The sequence below is a fragment of the Pleurocapsa minor HA4230-MV1 genome, assembly GCA_019359095.1.
Classification (GTDB): Bacteria; Cyanobacteriota; Cyanobacteriia; order Cyanobacteriales; family Xenococcaceae; genus Waterburya; species Waterburya minor.
Window position 1 is genome coordinate 249,083 of the sequence record JAHHHZ010000013.1, and the last position, 15,741, is coordinate 264,823.

At 38.2% G+C, this 15,741-nt stretch carries 22 protein-coding genes; 13 read left to right on the forward strand and 9 right to left on the reverse strand.

What is annotated here, in order from left to right; all coding sequences use genetic code 11:
- The first annotated feature begins 20 nt into the window (after positions 1–20).
- Both KME09_05905 and KME09_05910 read left to right on the forward strand, forming a co-directional pair.
- Positions 21–293, forward strand: a complete 273-nt coding sequence (locus tag KME09_05905) for a hypothetical protein (GenBank protein ID MBW4533454.1) — start codon at positions 21–23, stop codon at positions 291–293.
- Positions 290–505, forward strand: coding sequence for a hypothetical protein (locus KME09_05910; protein MBW4533455.1), 216 nt, complete (start codon positions 290–292; stop codon positions 503–505). Before KME09_05905 ends, KME09_05910 begins: the two co-directional genes overlap by 4 nt.
- 49 nt (positions 506–554) lie before the next feature.
- Here the strand turns inward: KME09_05910 and KME09_05915 are convergent, their stop codons facing one another.
- The 4 genes from KME09_05915 to KME09_05930 form a co-directional block, all read right to left on the reverse strand.
- A complete protein-coding gene (locus KME09_05915) occupies positions 555–830 on the reverse strand; it encodes a DUF86 domain-containing protein (protein MBW4533456.1) in 276 nt (91 codons plus the stop codon).
- A complete protein-coding gene (locus tag KME09_05920) occupies positions 820–1,125 on the reverse strand; it encodes a nucleotidyltransferase family protein (GenBank protein ID MBW4533457.1) in 306 nt (101 codons plus the stop codon). The genes KME09_05915 and KME09_05920 overlap by 11 nt, the downstream gene beginning before the upstream one ends.
- A gap of 58 nt (positions 1,126–1,183) precedes the next feature.
- Positions 1,184–2,350 (reverse strand): ABC transporter permease DevC, encoded by a 1,167-nt coding sequence (gene devC, locus KME09_05925; protein ID MBW4533458.1) that lies wholly within the window; start codon positions 2,348–2,350, stop codon positions 1,184–1,186.
- A gap of 79 nt (positions 2,351–2,429) precedes the next feature.
- Complete coding sequence (locus KME09_05930) at positions 2,430–3,632, reverse strand: ABC exporter membrane fusion protein (protein MBW4533459.1); 1,203 nt, start codon at positions 3,630–3,632, stop codon at positions 2,430–2,432.
- A gap of 308 nt (positions 3,633–3,940) precedes the next feature.
- Between KME09_05930 and KME09_05935 the strand changes: the two genes are divergently transcribed.
- The 3 genes from KME09_05935 to KME09_05945 all read left to right on the forward strand — a co-directional run bounded on the left by KME09_05935 (position 3,941) and on the right by KME09_05945 (position 5,911).
- A complete protein-coding gene (locus KME09_05935; GenBank protein ID MBW4533460.1) occupies positions 3,941–4,627 on the forward strand; it encodes an actin-binding WH2 domain-containing protein in 687 nt (228 codons plus the stop codon).
- A 31-nt stretch (positions 4,628–4,658) separates the two neighbouring features.
- Positions 4,659–5,375, forward strand: a complete 717-nt coding sequence (locus tag KME09_05940) for a hypothetical protein (protein ID MBW4533461.1) — start codon at positions 4,659–4,661, stop codon at positions 5,373–5,375.
- Positions 5,376–5,566: 191 nt separating this feature from the next.
- Complete coding sequence (locus KME09_05945; GenBank protein ID MBW4533462.1) at positions 5,567–5,911, forward strand: hypothetical protein; 345 nt, start codon at positions 5,567–5,569, stop codon at positions 5,909–5,911.
- Positions 5,912–6,082: 171 nt separating this feature from the next.
- Here the strand turns inward: KME09_05945 and KME09_05950 are convergent, their stop codons facing one another.
- Together KME09_05950 and KME09_05955 are read right to left on the reverse strand one after the other, a co-directional pair.
- Positions 6,083–6,268 (reverse strand): hypothetical protein, encoded by a 186-nt coding sequence (locus KME09_05950; GenBank protein ID MBW4533463.1) that lies wholly within the window; start codon positions 6,266–6,268, stop codon positions 6,083–6,085.
- Positions 6,258–6,452: a hypothetical protein gene (locus tag KME09_05955; protein ID MBW4533464.1), complete on the reverse strand. Its 195-nt coding sequence runs from the start codon at positions 6,450–6,452 to the stop codon at positions 6,258–6,260. The genes KME09_05950 and KME09_05955 overlap by 11 nt, the downstream gene beginning before the upstream one ends.
- A 76-nt stretch (positions 6,453–6,528) precedes the next feature.
- Here KME09_05955 and KME09_05960 point away from each other — a divergent pair, with 76 nt between their 5' ends.
- Positions 6,529–7,152 carry a TetR/AcrR family transcriptional regulator gene (locus KME09_05960; GenBank protein ID MBW4533465.1) on the forward strand — a complete coding sequence of 208 codons (624 nt, stop codon included), beginning with the start codon at positions 6,529–6,531 and terminating at the stop codon, positions 7,150–7,152.
- 28 nt (positions 7,153–7,180) lie between these two features.
- Here KME09_05960 and gloA read toward each other — a convergent pair whose 3' ends face one another.
- Positions 7,181–7,582 (reverse strand): lactoylglutathione lyase, encoded by a 402-nt coding sequence (gene gloA, locus KME09_05965; GenBank protein ID MBW4533466.1) that lies wholly within the window; start codon positions 7,580–7,582, stop codon positions 7,181–7,183.
- 68 nt (positions 7,583–7,650) lie between these two features.
- Positions 7,651–8,253 carry a DUF1517 domain-containing protein gene (locus KME09_05970; GenBank protein MBW4533467.1) on the reverse strand — a complete coding sequence of 201 codons (603 nt, stop codon included), beginning with the start codon at positions 8,251–8,253 and terminating at the stop codon, positions 7,651–7,653.
- A 118-nt stretch (positions 8,254–8,371) separates the two neighbouring features.
- On the opposite strand from KME09_05970, the gene KME09_05975 reads away from it, so the two are divergent.
- Both KME09_05975 and KME09_05980 read left to right on the forward strand, forming a co-directional pair.
- Positions 8,372–9,580, forward strand: a complete 1,209-nt coding sequence (locus KME09_05975) for a glycosyltransferase family 4 protein (GenBank protein MBW4533468.1) — start codon at positions 8,372–8,374, stop codon at positions 9,578–9,580.
- Between the two features lie 29 nt (positions 9,581–9,609).
- Positions 9,610–10,197, forward strand: coding sequence for a YqhA family protein (locus KME09_05980; GenBank protein ID MBW4533469.1), 588 nt, complete (start codon positions 9,610–9,612; stop codon positions 10,195–10,197).
- A 119-nt stretch (positions 10,198–10,316) separates the two neighbouring features.
- Here the strand turns inward: KME09_05980 and KME09_05985 are convergent, their stop codons facing one another.
- Entirely contained in the window at positions 10,317–10,679 is a 363-nt protein-coding gene (locus tag KME09_05985) for a hypothetical protein (GenBank protein MBW4533470.1), read from the reverse strand.
- Positions 10,680–10,927: 248 nt separating this feature from the next.
- Here KME09_05985 and KME09_05990 point away from each other — a divergent pair, with 248 nt between their 5' ends.
- The 5 genes from KME09_05990 (at position 10,928) to KME09_06010 (ending at position 15,715) form a co-directional block, all read left to right on the forward strand.
- The gene (locus KME09_05990; protein MBW4533471.1) at positions 10,928–11,344 is read left to right on the forward strand and encodes a nuclear transport factor 2 family protein; all 417 of its coding nucleotides are present in this window, start codon (positions 10,928–10,930) and stop codon (positions 11,342–11,344) included.
- A 151-nt stretch (positions 11,345–11,495) separates the two neighbouring features.
- Positions 11,496–11,978 (forward strand): Orange carotenoid protein, encoded by a 483-nt coding sequence (locus tag KME09_05995; protein ID MBW4533472.1) that lies wholly within the window; start codon positions 11,496–11,498, stop codon positions 11,976–11,978.
- A 409-nt stretch (positions 11,979–12,387) separates the two neighbouring features.
- Positions 12,388–14,076, forward strand: a complete 1,689-nt coding sequence (gene ilvD / locus KME09_06000; protein ID MBW4533473.1) for a dihydroxy-acid dehydratase — start codon at positions 12,388–12,390, stop codon at positions 14,074–14,076.
- 439 nt (positions 14,077–14,515) lie between these two features.
- Positions 14,516–14,992, forward strand: a complete 477-nt coding sequence (locus KME09_06005; protein ID MBW4533474.1) for an NAD(P)H-quinone oxidoreductase subunit N — start codon at positions 14,516–14,518, stop codon at positions 14,990–14,992.
- A gap of 57 nt (positions 14,993–15,049) precedes the next feature.
- Positions 15,050–15,715 (forward strand): hypothetical protein, encoded by a 666-nt coding sequence (locus tag KME09_06010; protein ID MBW4533475.1) that lies wholly within the window; start codon positions 15,050–15,052, stop codon positions 15,713–15,715.
- Positions 15,716–15,741 lie beyond the last annotated feature (26 nt).

The following is a 15,741-nucleotide window of genomic DNA, read 5'->3' on the forward strand; positions in this document are numbered from 1 at the left end:
ATTTGTTGATTGTTCATGATTTGTTGATTGATAATTGTAATTGTGATGTAAATATAACGAATAGCAAATTTACCAAAATTACAGAACTGGATGAAATACAAAATGTTAAAGAACAAGCAAATTCTTATTACACTCGTCTTTCTCGACTACTATTACAAATTGCCCAATCCCAGCTTGCAGCTAATTCTGCTACGCTAAATCTATTGTCTCAATCATTAGCTCAAACTAAGGCGATCGCTGATGCAGGACAAGCAAGTTTAGTAGAAATCAAAAGAAATTGGAACTTGATATGAATAACCAGCCTAAAATACCTGATTCAGTTACCAGAGAGCGTTCTATTACTAAAATGCGAGAAATATCCATGATGTTTGATGCTCAAATTATGGTGTTAGATGAATTAATTGCTCAAGTAGAAGCTCAAAATCGTCAAAATCCAATTAATGTTTACCGTCAAAAACAAGGGAAACGTTTATTAACATCTCTTCAGCAAGAAATAGAAAATTAGTAACTTTAGCTAGTATTTAGAGCAAAATTTAGTTTGAGTAAGCATTAATTTACCACTTGATATAATTATCGAAACAAGTAGGTGTAAGCTTAGTTGATTTTTCTGAATACACATTGTCTATTGTATTAAGGCTCATCTGACATTTACGTATTTCTAGAAAAATATGTTTAACGGCTTCGCCAATGATTTGCAAATTATAAATTACAGCATCAAATGTTAGTTCGTCTGCTATTAATTGCTCTCGATTCATTCCTTTTTTATAGCGTTCAATTTTTTTGATACTGTTAAGAATATCGTCTGGGTAAAGTTTGAAATTACGTGACATCGATCGCTTCTTGGAGAATTTTTTGACTAATTTCTTTTCTTAAAGAACGCTTCGTAACGAGATCGACGGGTTTATTAAACAGATCTTCGAGCCAGAATTTTAAATCCATGTAACGATCAAAGGTAGTTTCACCTTCAAACTCGACTAAAAAGTCTAAATCACTGTTGATAGTATTATGACCACGAGCAAAAGAACCAAACAAGGCTAATGAACACACACCAAAATTCTGGATTGTTTGATGATGTTTACTTAAAGTTTTTAAAATATCATTAGTATTTAGCTGGTTAGAAACCATACTTAATTCACTCCAAGTTTACGAATTAATAAACTTTACAAATCACTATTACATCATCTTAAAAGATGTCTGCTGGATCGGCTGAGTGGAGTTTACGAGTTGCGATCGCTCCTGAAATACCACACATTGTCATCGTCATAATCAAGACAGTGACAGCTCTAGATGCAGGTAAGACGATAGGTAAAGCAGTTGCTGCTGCGGTTAATTGATATAACCCTGCTGCGATCGCTACACTGGGAATAAAGCCAATAATGGAGAGAATAATTGCTTCTTCAAACACCACACCGAGTAAATAGGAGTTTTTATATCCCATTGCCTTAAAAGTGGCGTATTCTGCCATGTGATCGTTAACATCGGTGGACAGCACTTGATAGACAATTACAATTCCGACAATAAAACCCATCATTGTCCCCAAGGTAAAGACAAAACCAATTGCCGTACTACTTTGAATGTATTTTAGTTCGGCATCGACATATTCTTGATAGGTATAAGCCTGAACATCATCGGTAAGATAATTATTGAGATATGTTCTTACTTTTTCTATATCCTGACCATCTTTGAGATTAATTACGCCTAAACTAACTAATCCTGGTTGTTTGCGCGGAAATAAGCGCATAAAGGTCTGATCGCTGGTGATTAATGCCCCATCATCAGCAAAAGAAGCCCCAACTTTAAATAAACCAACAATAGTTAGGGTAGTGCGATCGCTTTCTGTCGTCACAGTTTTTCCCTGTTGGATCTGACTGATAACTTGGTCATATTCCCCCCTAGAAGCCTGATCGAACAAGACTGTATCGGGAATTTTGAGTTTATCTAATTGACGATTAACTTCTGGTAGATCAAAAGCAGGTTTAGCTGGATCGAAACCAACCACCATCATCGAAGTTTTTTCTTTAGTTTGGGGGTTACGCCAGTTAAGAGAACCAATATATACAGGTTCTGCCGATTCTACTCCTGGTATATCCATCGCTTGATACAATCTGCGACGGGGAAAAGTATAGGGTTCATTAAAATTAGTTGCTTGGGTACTGGTTAAAACTAGATCGCCCTTAATTGTGCGCGGATATTGAGTATTAGAAGTATACAAAGCATTCATAAAACCCAACTGCATAAAGATGAGGATGTCTGCAAAAGCAATCCCCGATAATGCAGTTAACAATCGAAATTTATCGTGTTTGAGTTGCAACCAACCCAAGGGAGTACGGTTTTTTAAGGATTTGAACATTGTTTTTAATTGATAATTGCTGATTAGGGACTGGGGAATGGTGACTGGTAATTAGGCAATAGGTGTTACTCATTACTCATTACTCATTACTTTGCAAACCAATCCTGACATCCACCAACAAATTAGTTAGCCCTGCTACTTGCTTACTAGACTCTGGATCTAACTTGACTTTCACTTGGACAACTTTGGCATCAATATTAGCTGTCGGATCTGTATTAACTACTTCTTGTCGTTCGACTTCCAAACCAATGCTATCTACTGTACCTGTAAGTTTTTTAGCCAAAGCACTACTGGTAACATTAACTGGTTGTCCTAGTTTTACTTTCCCAATATCGCTTTCATAAACTTCTGCCACAGCATACATCTGACTGGTTTGTCCAATTCTGACTATCCCCTCATCACTTGCCACTACCTCCCCAGGGCGAGTCATAATTTCAATTACTGTTCCTGCTTGAGGAGATTTAATATATGCCTGATCTAACTCTGCTTGGGCGGTTTGGACTGCTGCTTGTGCCTCTCTTACCTCCGCTTCAGCTACGGCTATATCTACTGGGCGTACTTCGGCGATTTGATCTAAGGTTGCTTTGGCTTCAGCAAGTTGCTCTTGTTGTCCTGATTCAATACGATTTAAATTAGCTTGGGCTTCCGCTAGCTGTTTTTTTGCCGTTTCGAGAGTGAGATATTTGCTGTCTCTTTCTGATGCCGAGATTGCCCCATCTTGATATAGGGTTTGATAGCGTTGATATTCTACTTGAGCATTATTTAATTCCGCTTGCATTCTTGCCACCATTGCCGTTTGGGCAGCAATATTGTTATCTCTTTCAATTTGGATGCGAGCGATCGCTGCTTGTTGTGCCTGGATTTCTCCTGTTTTTGCCCCTGCTTTAACTAAGGCTAAATTTGCCTGGGCTACTCTTACCTGTTCTTGTGCTTGATTTAATGCTGCTTGCAGGCGATCGCGACTGTCCACAACTGCAATTACATCACCCTGTTTAATTTGATCTCCCTGTTTGACTAACAACTCCTCAAGCCGATTTCCTGATGATGTCGAGTCAGCAGATATTTCAATGATTTCCCCACTAGGTTCTAATCTCCCTAATGCAGTCACAGTTTTGATTTCTGGCATTACTGGCGGTGGTACTTCCGTTTCAGATACCGAAGCCTGACGCAATCTATATATAGTTGCGCCACCCAGAATTAAAACCAAACCAATCATAATTGCAGGGAGGTTTTTAATCAGGGGTTTAGAGGGTTTATTTTGTTTGTCTGTAATGTAGTCCATGGCGATCGGGTTCGTTTACGACTAAACCGTTTAGTTCAATTAACTATATTATAAAACTAGACCGATTAGTTTAGCAATAATCAATTTTGACTCAATTCACCAGAGTCACTAGTCGAGCGATAAACACGTACGGTTATAGGAAAAACCCAAAAATTGACTCCCTAGTATCAGCTTATTTGTTCACACTTTTTAAACAAAATCGAGTTTTTAATTTAAAGATATCGCGATCGCTCTCCTTAAAGATTGTCTTCAAATTTGTCACGCTCCATACTAGAAGTAATATTGTAATATTTATAGAGTTTAAATTAATGAAAATAACTTCTTTTGAAATATTGATGCAGTTATTGCGCGATCGCACCAGTTTTTTAACAGAAATCGAACAACAGAAAAATTTAGATAGAAAAATTGTAGCGCTACTGTTTTGTAGTTCACTTTTTCTAGCACTATATGGTGCAATTATCGGTTCGACTAATGGTGTATTGCAGATGTTAGCTTCTGCTTTTAAATTACCTGCTTTATATCTACTGACTCTTTTAATTTGTTTGCCGACTCTTTATTTTTTAGATATTGTTTTTGGCTCTAAGCGAACTTTTAATCAATATGTTGCCTTGTTAATGGCTTCCATGGCAATGATTAGTGTAATGTTATTTGGGTTTGCTCCTGTAACTTTATTCTTTCGCTTATCTATTCTTGATTATCGCTTTTTCTTATTATTAAATTTAGTGGTTTTATCGATTACTGGTGTAATTGGTATCAAGTTTTTCTATCGTTCAATGATGTCTTTAATCGAACAAGAAACCGACTCTGTGCCAAATAGACATAAATTAATTAAAGCTTGGTTATTTCTTTATGGCTTCGTCGGTAGTCAGTTAGGATGGACTCTGCGACCTTTTTTTGGTTCACCAGATTTACCTTTTGAATTATTTAGAGAAATAGAAAGTAATTTTTTTGTACAAGTAGTTAAAATAATTGGTGCTTTTCTAGGACTAAACTAATTATATAATATCTATTTAATCAGCTATAGAAATGTCAGTCAACTGGGAAGAACTAGAAATTAATTCAATAGAATTAGAAGAATTGATGAGCTTCAATCTAATATCGACTTGGGCGCTCGATTTCAGTCGAGTCTTTTGCTTGCGTAATCGCGCATATATTAGTTCTTTATTATTTACTGAAGGTTGCAGTTTATTTTTAGCTTATTTATTATTTTTTCCCATACTTTTAATTTTATTTCGCAATCTGGGCTGGCTAAATAATAATTTTAATGGCTTGCTTCTAGTGTTACTTAGTACGGCGGGTTTATCTTTAGTATTAGTTTTCCTATTAAATTTTCATCTTTGGCATCAAGCTAAACAACTCAAAGTATTTGCAATTTTATTAGAAAAAGTAAAGCAATATAATGGTTTAATTGCGCATCTTAAATTATTTGCTGAATTAGATTCCCTAAGTTCTACTACTCAGATTAATCATAATTCTCAAGGACAAATAGAATTAAAAGCAGCTCTCGAACTAACCAAAAATAGTTTGCTTAAAAGTATTGAACTAGAAAAAATCCTGAATCGCGATCGCCATTTAGCCAATAATCGTTATCAGTTACTAGCTAATTTAGAATCTAGTTTAATTAATCTAGAATCATTTTCTCAAGATGAAGCTAATAATTATCAGCAATTACTAGCTGAAGTAATCGAAATTGGTTTAAGCGTTCATAAAGAAGTCCGTAAAACGCGCATTTTACGGGAGTAATTAACTGGACTTTAATTATTGCAATTGGATTTGGTATGACTATGCTATCAACTTGAGCGATCGCAATCAAGATTTTTTAAAGAATTGGCGATCTCTTGATCTAATGTAGAGCGTAATTACACGCTTGCAAGTTATAGGCTCAATCCACTACATTTTATTTAGAAAATTACTAGTTTTTCCGAGATGTTTTCATGGTAATTCCATACAATGTGTCATTTGCTTGTTTGAAGTGTTGTAAATCGTTTAAAAGAGAATATCAAATTGTATCTAAAAATTATTTTGATACACTAAAATGCCCAAATTGTGGTGATAATGCACATAATTTTGGTCGTCACTTTAAAGCTCCAAAATCAACTGATAAAAAGCAATGGGAAAAAATACGCTTTCTATTTGACAATGGATTTATATTTCAAAAAATACGGATAGGCAGTAGTCATCATGATATAGTTACCTATCCTAAAACATTAAAAGATGCTAAGAATTTTGTCATAAAGTATAAAAAATATGCGTTAAATCAACCTAAAAAGAACTTATAATTTATTTATAGAAAAGAAAATGATTCATAATTAAATACTAGAAGAATTTCCTTGAAGATAAATAGTTGTGATCGGTGAAAGTGTCTGGGTAATGGAAGTAGATCTCCTTTGTTATATATTTACATTTACAACTTATTCAACAAAAAAGAACTTCAAATCTATTATTAATGATTAATCTTCTTGTTCTAAAATAGCCTTTTTTAAAATCTGCTCTTGTTCCTCCGCAGTAGTATTAGCAGCTATAGTAATTACATTGTGTTTTGGTCTTGACTTTAATTCTCTTAAAGCTTCTTTGTCATTTCGATTATCTAAAAGATACTGCTTTAGTTGACTTTTGGTCATTGATTTATATTGCATCTTCAATTTCTACTCCTACTGTCGAATCTGGATATATAGTTACTTCTATTCTCGCTCTTTTTCCTGCCAGGATAAAAAATTCACTCGTGTTTTCATCATAAAGAAATAATAATATGTCTTGCCTCATATCTGAGAGAGCATGGCATATCTGAACAGTTTTGAGTAGCTGATCGTAATTTGGCATTCGTTTGAATTCATACCAGTTTAATTGTGCATCTTGTAAATCAGCTTAAAATAAATAGGACTAAATAAAGATAAAAATGAGCAAAACCAAGCAAAATTTAGAACGTTCCAAATCAGTAGAGAAAAGTGCCATTATTTTACAAGGTGCAATGCAAGAATTCCTCAAACATGGCTATGCAGGCACTAGCATGGATCAAATAGCCAAAGTTGCGGGAGTTTCTAAAGCGACGGTTTATAGTCATTTTGGTGATAAAGAAAGCCTGTTTAACGCTGTGATTCAAGATTTGGTTCAGGAAAAATTCCAGACAGTAATGAGTTTAGATCGACCTCAATCTTTAGGACAAGATCCCAAAAAGGTGTTGTCGGAGATGGTAACTAAAACGCTGGAAAATACTTTAAGCGATCGCAACTTCCATAATTTTATTCGCATCATTATTGGTGAATCAGGACGTTTTCCCGAGTTAGCTAAAGCCTATGTTTACAATCTTGCCAAGCCAGGGATTGAAGCTTTGACCAAATATCTTAAATCTCATCCCGAATTGAAGCTTGAAGATCCTGAAGCCACCGTCAGAATTATGGTGGGTAGCTTAGTTTACTTTGTAATGCTCCAAGAAATGCTGCACGGTAAAGATATGTTACCGTTAGAAAGCGATCGCCTGACTAAGACTTTGATTGATTTAATTATTAGAGAGCGAGATTGAAACTTAGATACACTTGGCATTACGACTACTACTTTGCCGATCCTTGGGTGCCAAGCTGAATCAACTCAATTTTATAACCGTTGGGATCTTCAACGAAAGCGATTACAGTACTGCCGTGCTTCATCGGGCCAGGCTCACGAGTTACTTTGCCTCCTTGAGCTTTAATGCGATCGCAAGTACCATAGATATCATCGACACCCAAGGCAATATGCCCATAACCTTTACCCAAGTCGTATTCCGATACGCCCCAATTGTAGGTAAGCTCAATTACGGTGTTGTCTTGCTCCGATCCATAACCCACAAATGCCAGGGTGAACTCGCCACTAGGATAATCTTTGCGTCGTAAAAGCTCCATGCCCAAAATATCGCAATAAAAGGCGATCGACTGATCCAAATCTCCCACGCGCAACATGGTATGTAGCATTTTCATGTTATGTTCTCCTTGGTCAATAACTTTTCAACAACCATTAAGTAATCTTAGATTAGCGAATTTTATCTTTAAAGCGGAATTAACTCAGGGAAGTTTAATAGTAGTTGTTCACCATCAAGTTCATCACCTAATCTGGCGGGGGAAAAGTGGATTTGAATTGCCCGCAGCTTTTCTTGATAGTGCAGATTAATTAAAGCTTTCAGTCCATATTCTAAGGCTTCAATGTCCGCCAAATTATTTTCTAAATCGGCTGATTCTCCTTCAAAAGCAACAGTTAGCATAATCACCAAGTTGCGCGTCACAGGTAAAGACAAAGGCTCGTCATCATCGGTAGATTCAGCAGTATCCGTTCCACTTAAATATCTTTGCGCAGAATCAGTAAAGAGTTCGTTCACATAATCTCCTGCTTCCCCCTCATCCCAGAAAACATCGCCTTCATTCCCCGCCGATTGCCAATATTCACTCATCTGGAGTATTTCTTGAGCCAAGGAGACTAAACCCTCTCCCAGTACTGCTAAATCTCCGTCTGCTTCTACTGCTTCTCTGGCAACACGATTGAGAGTACCGAGCATGGGAGCAATTTCTGAACCTGCCAGGTGGATAAAGATGCGGGATACTACAAAGCGAGTTTTACCGCTAAATTGGGAAATGCGATCGCGCCAAGAAGTCATAGTATTACTAGATGCTTATGCTAAAGAATACTTAATTAAACTACCATTTTTGTGGTGGCTAGCTAGATTATCGTTAGAATTGTGGCGAATTATTAGCTTCTAGTTTGATCGAGTATTCATGAAGATTTTATTTTTACATCCTAATTTTCCCGCTCAATTCCGCCACCTCGCTACGGTTTTGGGTAAAGATCCGCACAACACAGTAGTTTACGCCACGAATCGTCTTGAAGGCAGTATTCCAGGGGTGAATAAGGTGGTGTACGAAAAGTCCCGCACTGCTCGTCCTGAGACTCATCATTATGTTAGACCATTGGAAAATGCTGTCCTAGAGGCTCAAGGGGTTTATCGGGTAGCACAGAAGTTAAAAGAGCAGAATTTTTATCCTGATGTAGTTTATGGTCATTCAGGATGGGGGCCAACTTTGTTTATGAAGGATATTTTTCCCAGAGCAACTTTACTTTGCTATTTTGAATGGTATTACAACGCTTATGGCTCGGATGCCAACTTTGACCCAAGTGACCCGATTAATGCTGATGATGAAGCCCGAATTCGCACGAAAAATGCACCAATTCTGCTAGATTTAGCTAGTTGCGATCGCGGTTTATCCCCCACAGCCTGGCAGCGATCGCAATTTCCCCAAGAATTTCAGAGTAAGATTAAAGTCCATCATGATGGCATTGATACTAGCTATTTTCGACCAGTTTCTGGGGCAAAATTAAATCTGCCGCGAATTAACCTCGACCTCAGTGAAGCGGAGGAGATTGTTACTTATGTGGCTAGAGGTATGGAGCCTTATCGCGGTTTCCCACAATTGATTGAAGCGATTTTTCTGTTGCAAAAACAACGACCTCAGTGTCACTTTGTGATCGTCGGCAAAAACCGAGTGGCTTATGGTAAAACTCTGCCTGATGGCAAAACCTATAAAGATGCCATGCTGGAGAAATTTCCTTTAGATCTCAGTCGGGTACACTTTACCGATCTATTACCTTATGATGAATATCTTCAGGTACTACAGGCTTCCTCGGTGCATATTTACCTGACTCGTCCTTTTGTGCTGTCTTGGTCGATGCTCGAAGCTTTATCTACAGGCTGTTTGATTTTGGCTTCTGATACTGCTCCTGTAACCGAAGTAATTGAAGATAATGTTAATGGTTTGCTAGTAGATTTCTTCTCTCCTCAACAAACCTGCGATCGCGTAATTGAAGCCTTAGATCGGCCTGAAAAAATGGCAATAATTCGCACTAAAGCCAGAGAAACTATTCTCGAGCAATATGATTTAGCTAAGTTACTTCCTCAACACTTACAATGGGTCAAAGATTCAGTCTAAGCTAAATTATCAATTATTGGTTACCGTCGATGAAAAATAGATCTAAGGGAAAACTCAGAAAGTTTGAGTTATTTTTTGAAGCCTTAATTTGGAATTGTCGTTTTTTTATTTTAATTCCCGTTATCTTTAGTTTACTCAGTGCTTTACGCCTAATTTTTATTGGCACGGTTGACGTTTGGGTAGGATTAAATATAGCTTTGAATTATCAAGATCCTGAAGGGGAAATGACGATTAAGACAGTTACTTATATTATCGGCGGTGTAGATTATTATCTAATTGGCATTGTGCTATTAATTTTTGCGTTTGGAATCTATGAATTATTTATCTCAGAAATAGAACTTAAACATCGAGATGATTCCAGTATTCTTCAAAGTAATAGTTTAGAAGAATTAAAAGATAAGCTGGTTAATGTTATTGTGGTGGCATTAATTGTTAGCTTGTTTAAACAAATGCTGAGTATTGAAATTGGCAAACTAAGCGATATACTTTATATTGCTGTAGCAATTTTACTAATTTCTATTAGTCAATATTTATTGCACTTGGGCCACACAAAATCTACCATACATCTACCAAAAAGCGATCATTCCAATACTGGCTCTATTAAACTTGAAAAATGAGAGACAAAAGAGTTGTTTGCCAATTGTCTCTCTTAGAACGCCAATCTTTACGTAATTAACTAGACAACTTTACTCAAACTCAAACTATTTGACGATGCGGCTTAAATATTAGTACTGATTTACTGCTCGTCTTCGATTACTTGACGAATACGCTGTTCCAGTCGATCTAAATCCAAACCACCCTCATCACGGTTGATTCGGCGTACAGTACCGTTGATCTGACTCAAATCACTGAGTAAATCCCGTAAGATTTCTTGCTGTTGTCGAGATTGAGTAATTTCTTTGGGTTCTTGAACAATATCTCGCACAATAGTTGACTCTGAACGAGATGCAACTAGTGGTAAATCTTCACCTTCTAAATAAACAAAGGTACGTCTTCCTGAACCTCTTTCTTCTTCAATTGGGACTAAAGCAGTAACGCGATCGCTACGGACATATTTACCAAAACCAAGAGGAACTAGTACCGATGATTGTATTTTCATAAAATATTTAAGTTGCAGATATATATTCATTGATTGCACTGCATTAATATTATTATAGAAAACTCACATGGCTTATCATATCTAGTTTTCACCTATTCTAGATAGTGGTTTCTCCCCTGGAATTAAACTAATTTTTCTGCTAGTTTTTAGTTAACTATTATGATGAGAATGAATCTTTAGATAGAAGCGATCGTAGTCTTAATTAACCTAAATTTTAGTTAAAGTTATTAATAAATATTAGCTCGATGATTTATACAGATGCTTTAACTATTGAAGGAATTACCAAGCCAGCTATTATCAATTATTTTGTGACAGTTAATCAGGCAGAATTTTTGAAAACAGCATCTTTATTTGCTGATCGGGGAACTTTGTTAGCGCCTTTTGAAAAACCCATTGTTGGTAGAGGAAAAATAGCAGCTTATTTAAGTAAAGAAGCCAAGGGAATGAAACTGTCCCCGCAGCAGGGAATTTGTGAAACTGAATCAGCAACTGAATCAAATTGTGAAACATACAAAATATTAGGCAAAGTTCAAACTGCTCTATTTAGCGTCAATGTTGCCTGGTACTTCACTTTTAACCAAGACGATCAAATTGCTACAGTCCAAATCAAGTTACTAGCCTCGCCTCAAGAGTTATTAAGCTTGAAGTCAAAACGTAATCAGTAATTACTCACAATATCTATCTCTAGTTGAAGATCGATTTAAATACTTATCTATCTTGTTATAGTTTCCTGTCATTTCAAACACCAATAAGTTAGTAACTAGTGAGCTTTAACAACAAAGCTGAAAAATATTAAATTGGAGCTGAAAAAATAACATGGCTACAGGAACTTCAGAGCAGAATATCTCCCGCGCACTCGGTTCTTACGGTAATCTATCGACAGATGATAAATTAGCCTTTCTTTGGTATGTATACACAAAAATGGGAACATCAGTTACCCCAGCAGCACCAGGCGCAGCATCAGATGAAATTGTGGAAGGACTATTTAATCAAGTCAAAGAACTGTCTCATGAGGAACAGCTAGACGTACAGCGTAAAATTATCGAATCGCAAGATAGCCTTATTTCCCGCGAGTATGGCGCTTTTAGTGAAAACAGCAAACTATATTTTTGGTATCGTTTGGCGCAAGGAATGGAAGCAGGAACAATTATTCCCATGCCTGAAAATTACCAGCCTAGCGGTAGTGTAACCGAGCTATTATCTCAAATTGAAAGTATGGAGTTTGAGCAGCAAATTACTTTACTAAGAAATGCAGTTGTAGACGCTGGTGCAGAAACAAAACCTGGCGCAGAAATCTAAGCATCAAGCGATCGCGATTAGTAAAATAACTAACTAACTACACTGTATTTGGATATTCGTCTCGGCTACGGATGTCCATATTTTTTGTTTATTTTTTGCTCAACAGACATTTTTAAAATACTACTTCCGTCTTACGAAATTTCCTCAACGCGGGAGACCCGCGCAACGGAATTTCGCGCTATTTCCTACTTCCTAAAAATATCTGTTTAACTGTTGTCAATAGTTTCTATCTATCAAAAGAATTGGTAAATACGATCGCCATCAGTGCCGAAATTTCGATAAGGTATTTCTAGAGATATTTTTAACTGACGCTGATAATTTTTGGGTTGTGCTTTTGGCTTAATCAGTCTTGAAAAATTGGTCTGGTTTAACTTAAAACTTATCGCTATCAAAAGGAGATGTAATTTAGATGTCTGACAATCGAAGAAGCCGAGCAGTAACTCAAGGAAACCAGCGATCGCCTAACCGTGCGATGTTGCGAGCAGTGGGTTTTGGCGATCATGATTTTAATAAGCCTATTGTTGGTTTGGCTAACGGCTATAGCACGATTACTCCTTGCAATATGGGAATTAATACCCTGGCGCTACGTGCAGAATCAGCATTAAAAGACGCGGGGGCAATGCCTCAGATGTTTGGCACAATTACGATCAGCGATGGTATTTCGATGGGTACGGAAGGGATGAAGTATTCCTTGGTATCCCGTGACGTAATTGCCGACTCGATTGAAACCGCCTGTAACGGACAGAGTATGGATGCGGTGCTGGCTATTGGTGGCTGTGATAAAAATATGCCAGGAGCGATGTTAGCGATCGCCCGCATGGATATTCCTGCTATTTTTGTTTATGGTGGCACGATTAAACCAGGTAAGCACAACGGTGAAGATTTAACGGTAGTCAGTGCTTTTGAGGCTGTAGGTAAGTTTAGCGCTGGTAAGATCGACCAGGCAGAATTGGACGCGATCGAGCATAAAGCCTGTCCAGGAGCGGGTTCTTGTGGGGGTATGTTTACCGCTAATACTATGTCTTCGGCATTTGAAGCGATGGGGATGAGTTTGCCCTATTCTTCGACGATGGCAGCAGAAGATGCAGAGAAAGCTGAAAGTACTGAAAAATCTGCCTTTGCTCTAGTTGAAGCCATTAAAGCGCAAATACTACCCAGTCAAATTCTGACTCGTAAAGCTTTTGAAAATGCCATCACTGTAATTATGGCGGTGGGGGGTTCGACTAATTCTGTTTTGCATCTCTTGGCGATCGCTAATACCATCGGTGTAGAACTAACCTTAGATGATTTTGAGACTATTCGTCAGCGCGTCCCCGTACTTTGCAACCTCAAGCCATCAGGAAAATACGTCACCGTGGATTTACATAACGCTGGTGGTATTCCTCAAGTGATGAAAATGCTTCTAGCACATGACTTATTACATGGCGATGCTCTAACGATTTCGGGTCAAACCATCGCCGAAGTCTTAGCCGATATCCCCGAAAATCCTCCCACAGAGCAAGACGTAATTCGTCAGTGGTCTAATCCTGTATATCCAGAAGGACATTTAGCAATCCTCAAAGGCAATCTAGCGAGTGAAGGTTCGGTAGCCAAAATCAGCGGGGTTAAAAATCCTGTAATCACTGGGCCAGCTAGAGTATTTGAATCTGAAGAAGCATGTCTAGCTGCCATTTTAGAGGGCAAAATTAAAGCGGGGGATATCATCGTCGTACGTTATGAAGGGCCAAAAGGTGGGCCAGGAATGCGGGAAATGCTAGCGCCAACTTCCGCGATCATTGGTGCAGGATTAGGCGATTCTGTCGGCTTAATTACCGATGGTCGTTTTTCTGGCGGGACTTACGGAATGGTTGTCGGTCATGTTGCCCCAGAAGCTGCTGTAGGCGGGACAATTGCTCTAGTTCATGAGGGAGACAGCATTACTATTGATGCTCGTCAAAAACTGTTGCAGCTAAATGTTGACGATGCAGAGTTAGCACAACGTTACAGTCAATGGCAAAAACGTCAGCCTAAATACCCTAGAGGTGTTTTAGGTAAATACGCCAAGCTAGTTTCTTCTAGTAGTCTGGGTGCGGTGACAGATTTAGATTTGCATAGCTAACTGATGTTAGGCAAAGAAAAACTAGTAGCTGTTAATTACTTAGGGAGTTCGGGGGTTATACCAACTCTCTATGAAAATGCACTAAATGAAATTTAATTCTTTGCCCCAACAGCGCGATTATTCAAGGCGAAATGAATTCGCCGAATCTCGCGCTCAAACTAAGCGGGATAAACGTCTCTGCGTCTTTGCGACGCGAAGCTAGTGCTAAAGCACATTGTACCCTTGTGGTATACCGCTTCGCATATCCTTTAGGGCGCGAGATTTACAATCAAAATATTAAGTGCAACTTTAAGGAGAAATGGTATTAAGGAGTTGATTTATTGCCCCATATCCCCATATCCCTATCATTTAATTTTAAGCATCATCGAACTCGCTTTAATTCGCCCTAGACGTTTAAAATATAATTTAGATTGACAAAGCCATCAAGATATAAATAGGTATGCCACTAATCACTACGGGAAAATCATTTATTCGCGCCCTCGAAAAAGCTGGAGCATTGGGGCTATATATGCCCTTAGAAGGAGGTTCAGAAGGACGTTACCAAAGGCGTTTGCGTGCTTATGGATACCATACAATTAATATTACTGCTAGAGGATTAGGGGATTTAGCAGCTTACTTAACCAGTGTACACGGAGTACGTCCAGCTCATTTAGGTAAAAAAACAATCGGCAGAGAAGCCTGTGTCGGTGACATTTACTACATTCCACCGATTGCTACTTACGAATTAAATTCTCTACCTGCTAATGCTAAAGGATTAGCCATGTGGATTATGGAAGGACAAATATTATCCCGTCAAGAAATTCAATATTTGGTTAATTTGACCAAAGAAGAGCCAAAATTAAAGATCGTGCTAGAAATGGGTGGCGATCGCTATGTAAACTGGAAACCTTTGGCAGACACTTTAGCAGCGGCATAATTCATAATATAAATAAGCGTCAACTAGATCTTGTGAATAGGTTACGGGGTGGTATCGGTGTCAGATAAAAATATGGATGATTTACTGGCTCAGTTAAAAGCAGAATTTGAGCCACAGCAGCCACAGTCAAAATCACAGCCAAAATCAAAAGCTAATCAATCCTCTGCTAGTAATAAGTCTAAATCGCCACCACCCCAAACAGCTACTCAAGCCTCAATGGAACAAATGTTAGGGGAACTGAGGCAAGAGCTGGAATCTGGTAGAGGTAGAGCAAATAGTACACCTAGTACGTCTAGTACATCCCCGCAATCATCGGCTTCCGCACCACGGCAGCTAAGCGCTAAAGATGCAGCGCAAGCTCGTCAACGTCTGAATGCTTTAATCGACCAAGATTACCAAGCACAAGCCCAAAAACGAGAAGCTAAACTAGCTGAAATTAAACGTCAAGCAGAAGCCAAGCTAGCCGAGGAAAAGCGCCAAGCAGAAGCCAAGCTGGCAGAAGAAAAACGTCGCCAACAAGAATTAATTGAACTTCAGCAGCGAGAAGAATTGCGCGATCGCCGAAGACAAGAAGCTTTACGCGAAGAAGCTAAAACATGGCTACTAAAATTAAATCCTCGCAGCGAAGAAGGTAAATGGTTTCAAGAATTTTCCTATTCCTACGAAAACAAACTTCAGGCAGCGATCGATTATCTTGAAGCCATGCAAGAAACTGGGCTTTAATATCCTGGATATTTTTACTAGTTTTA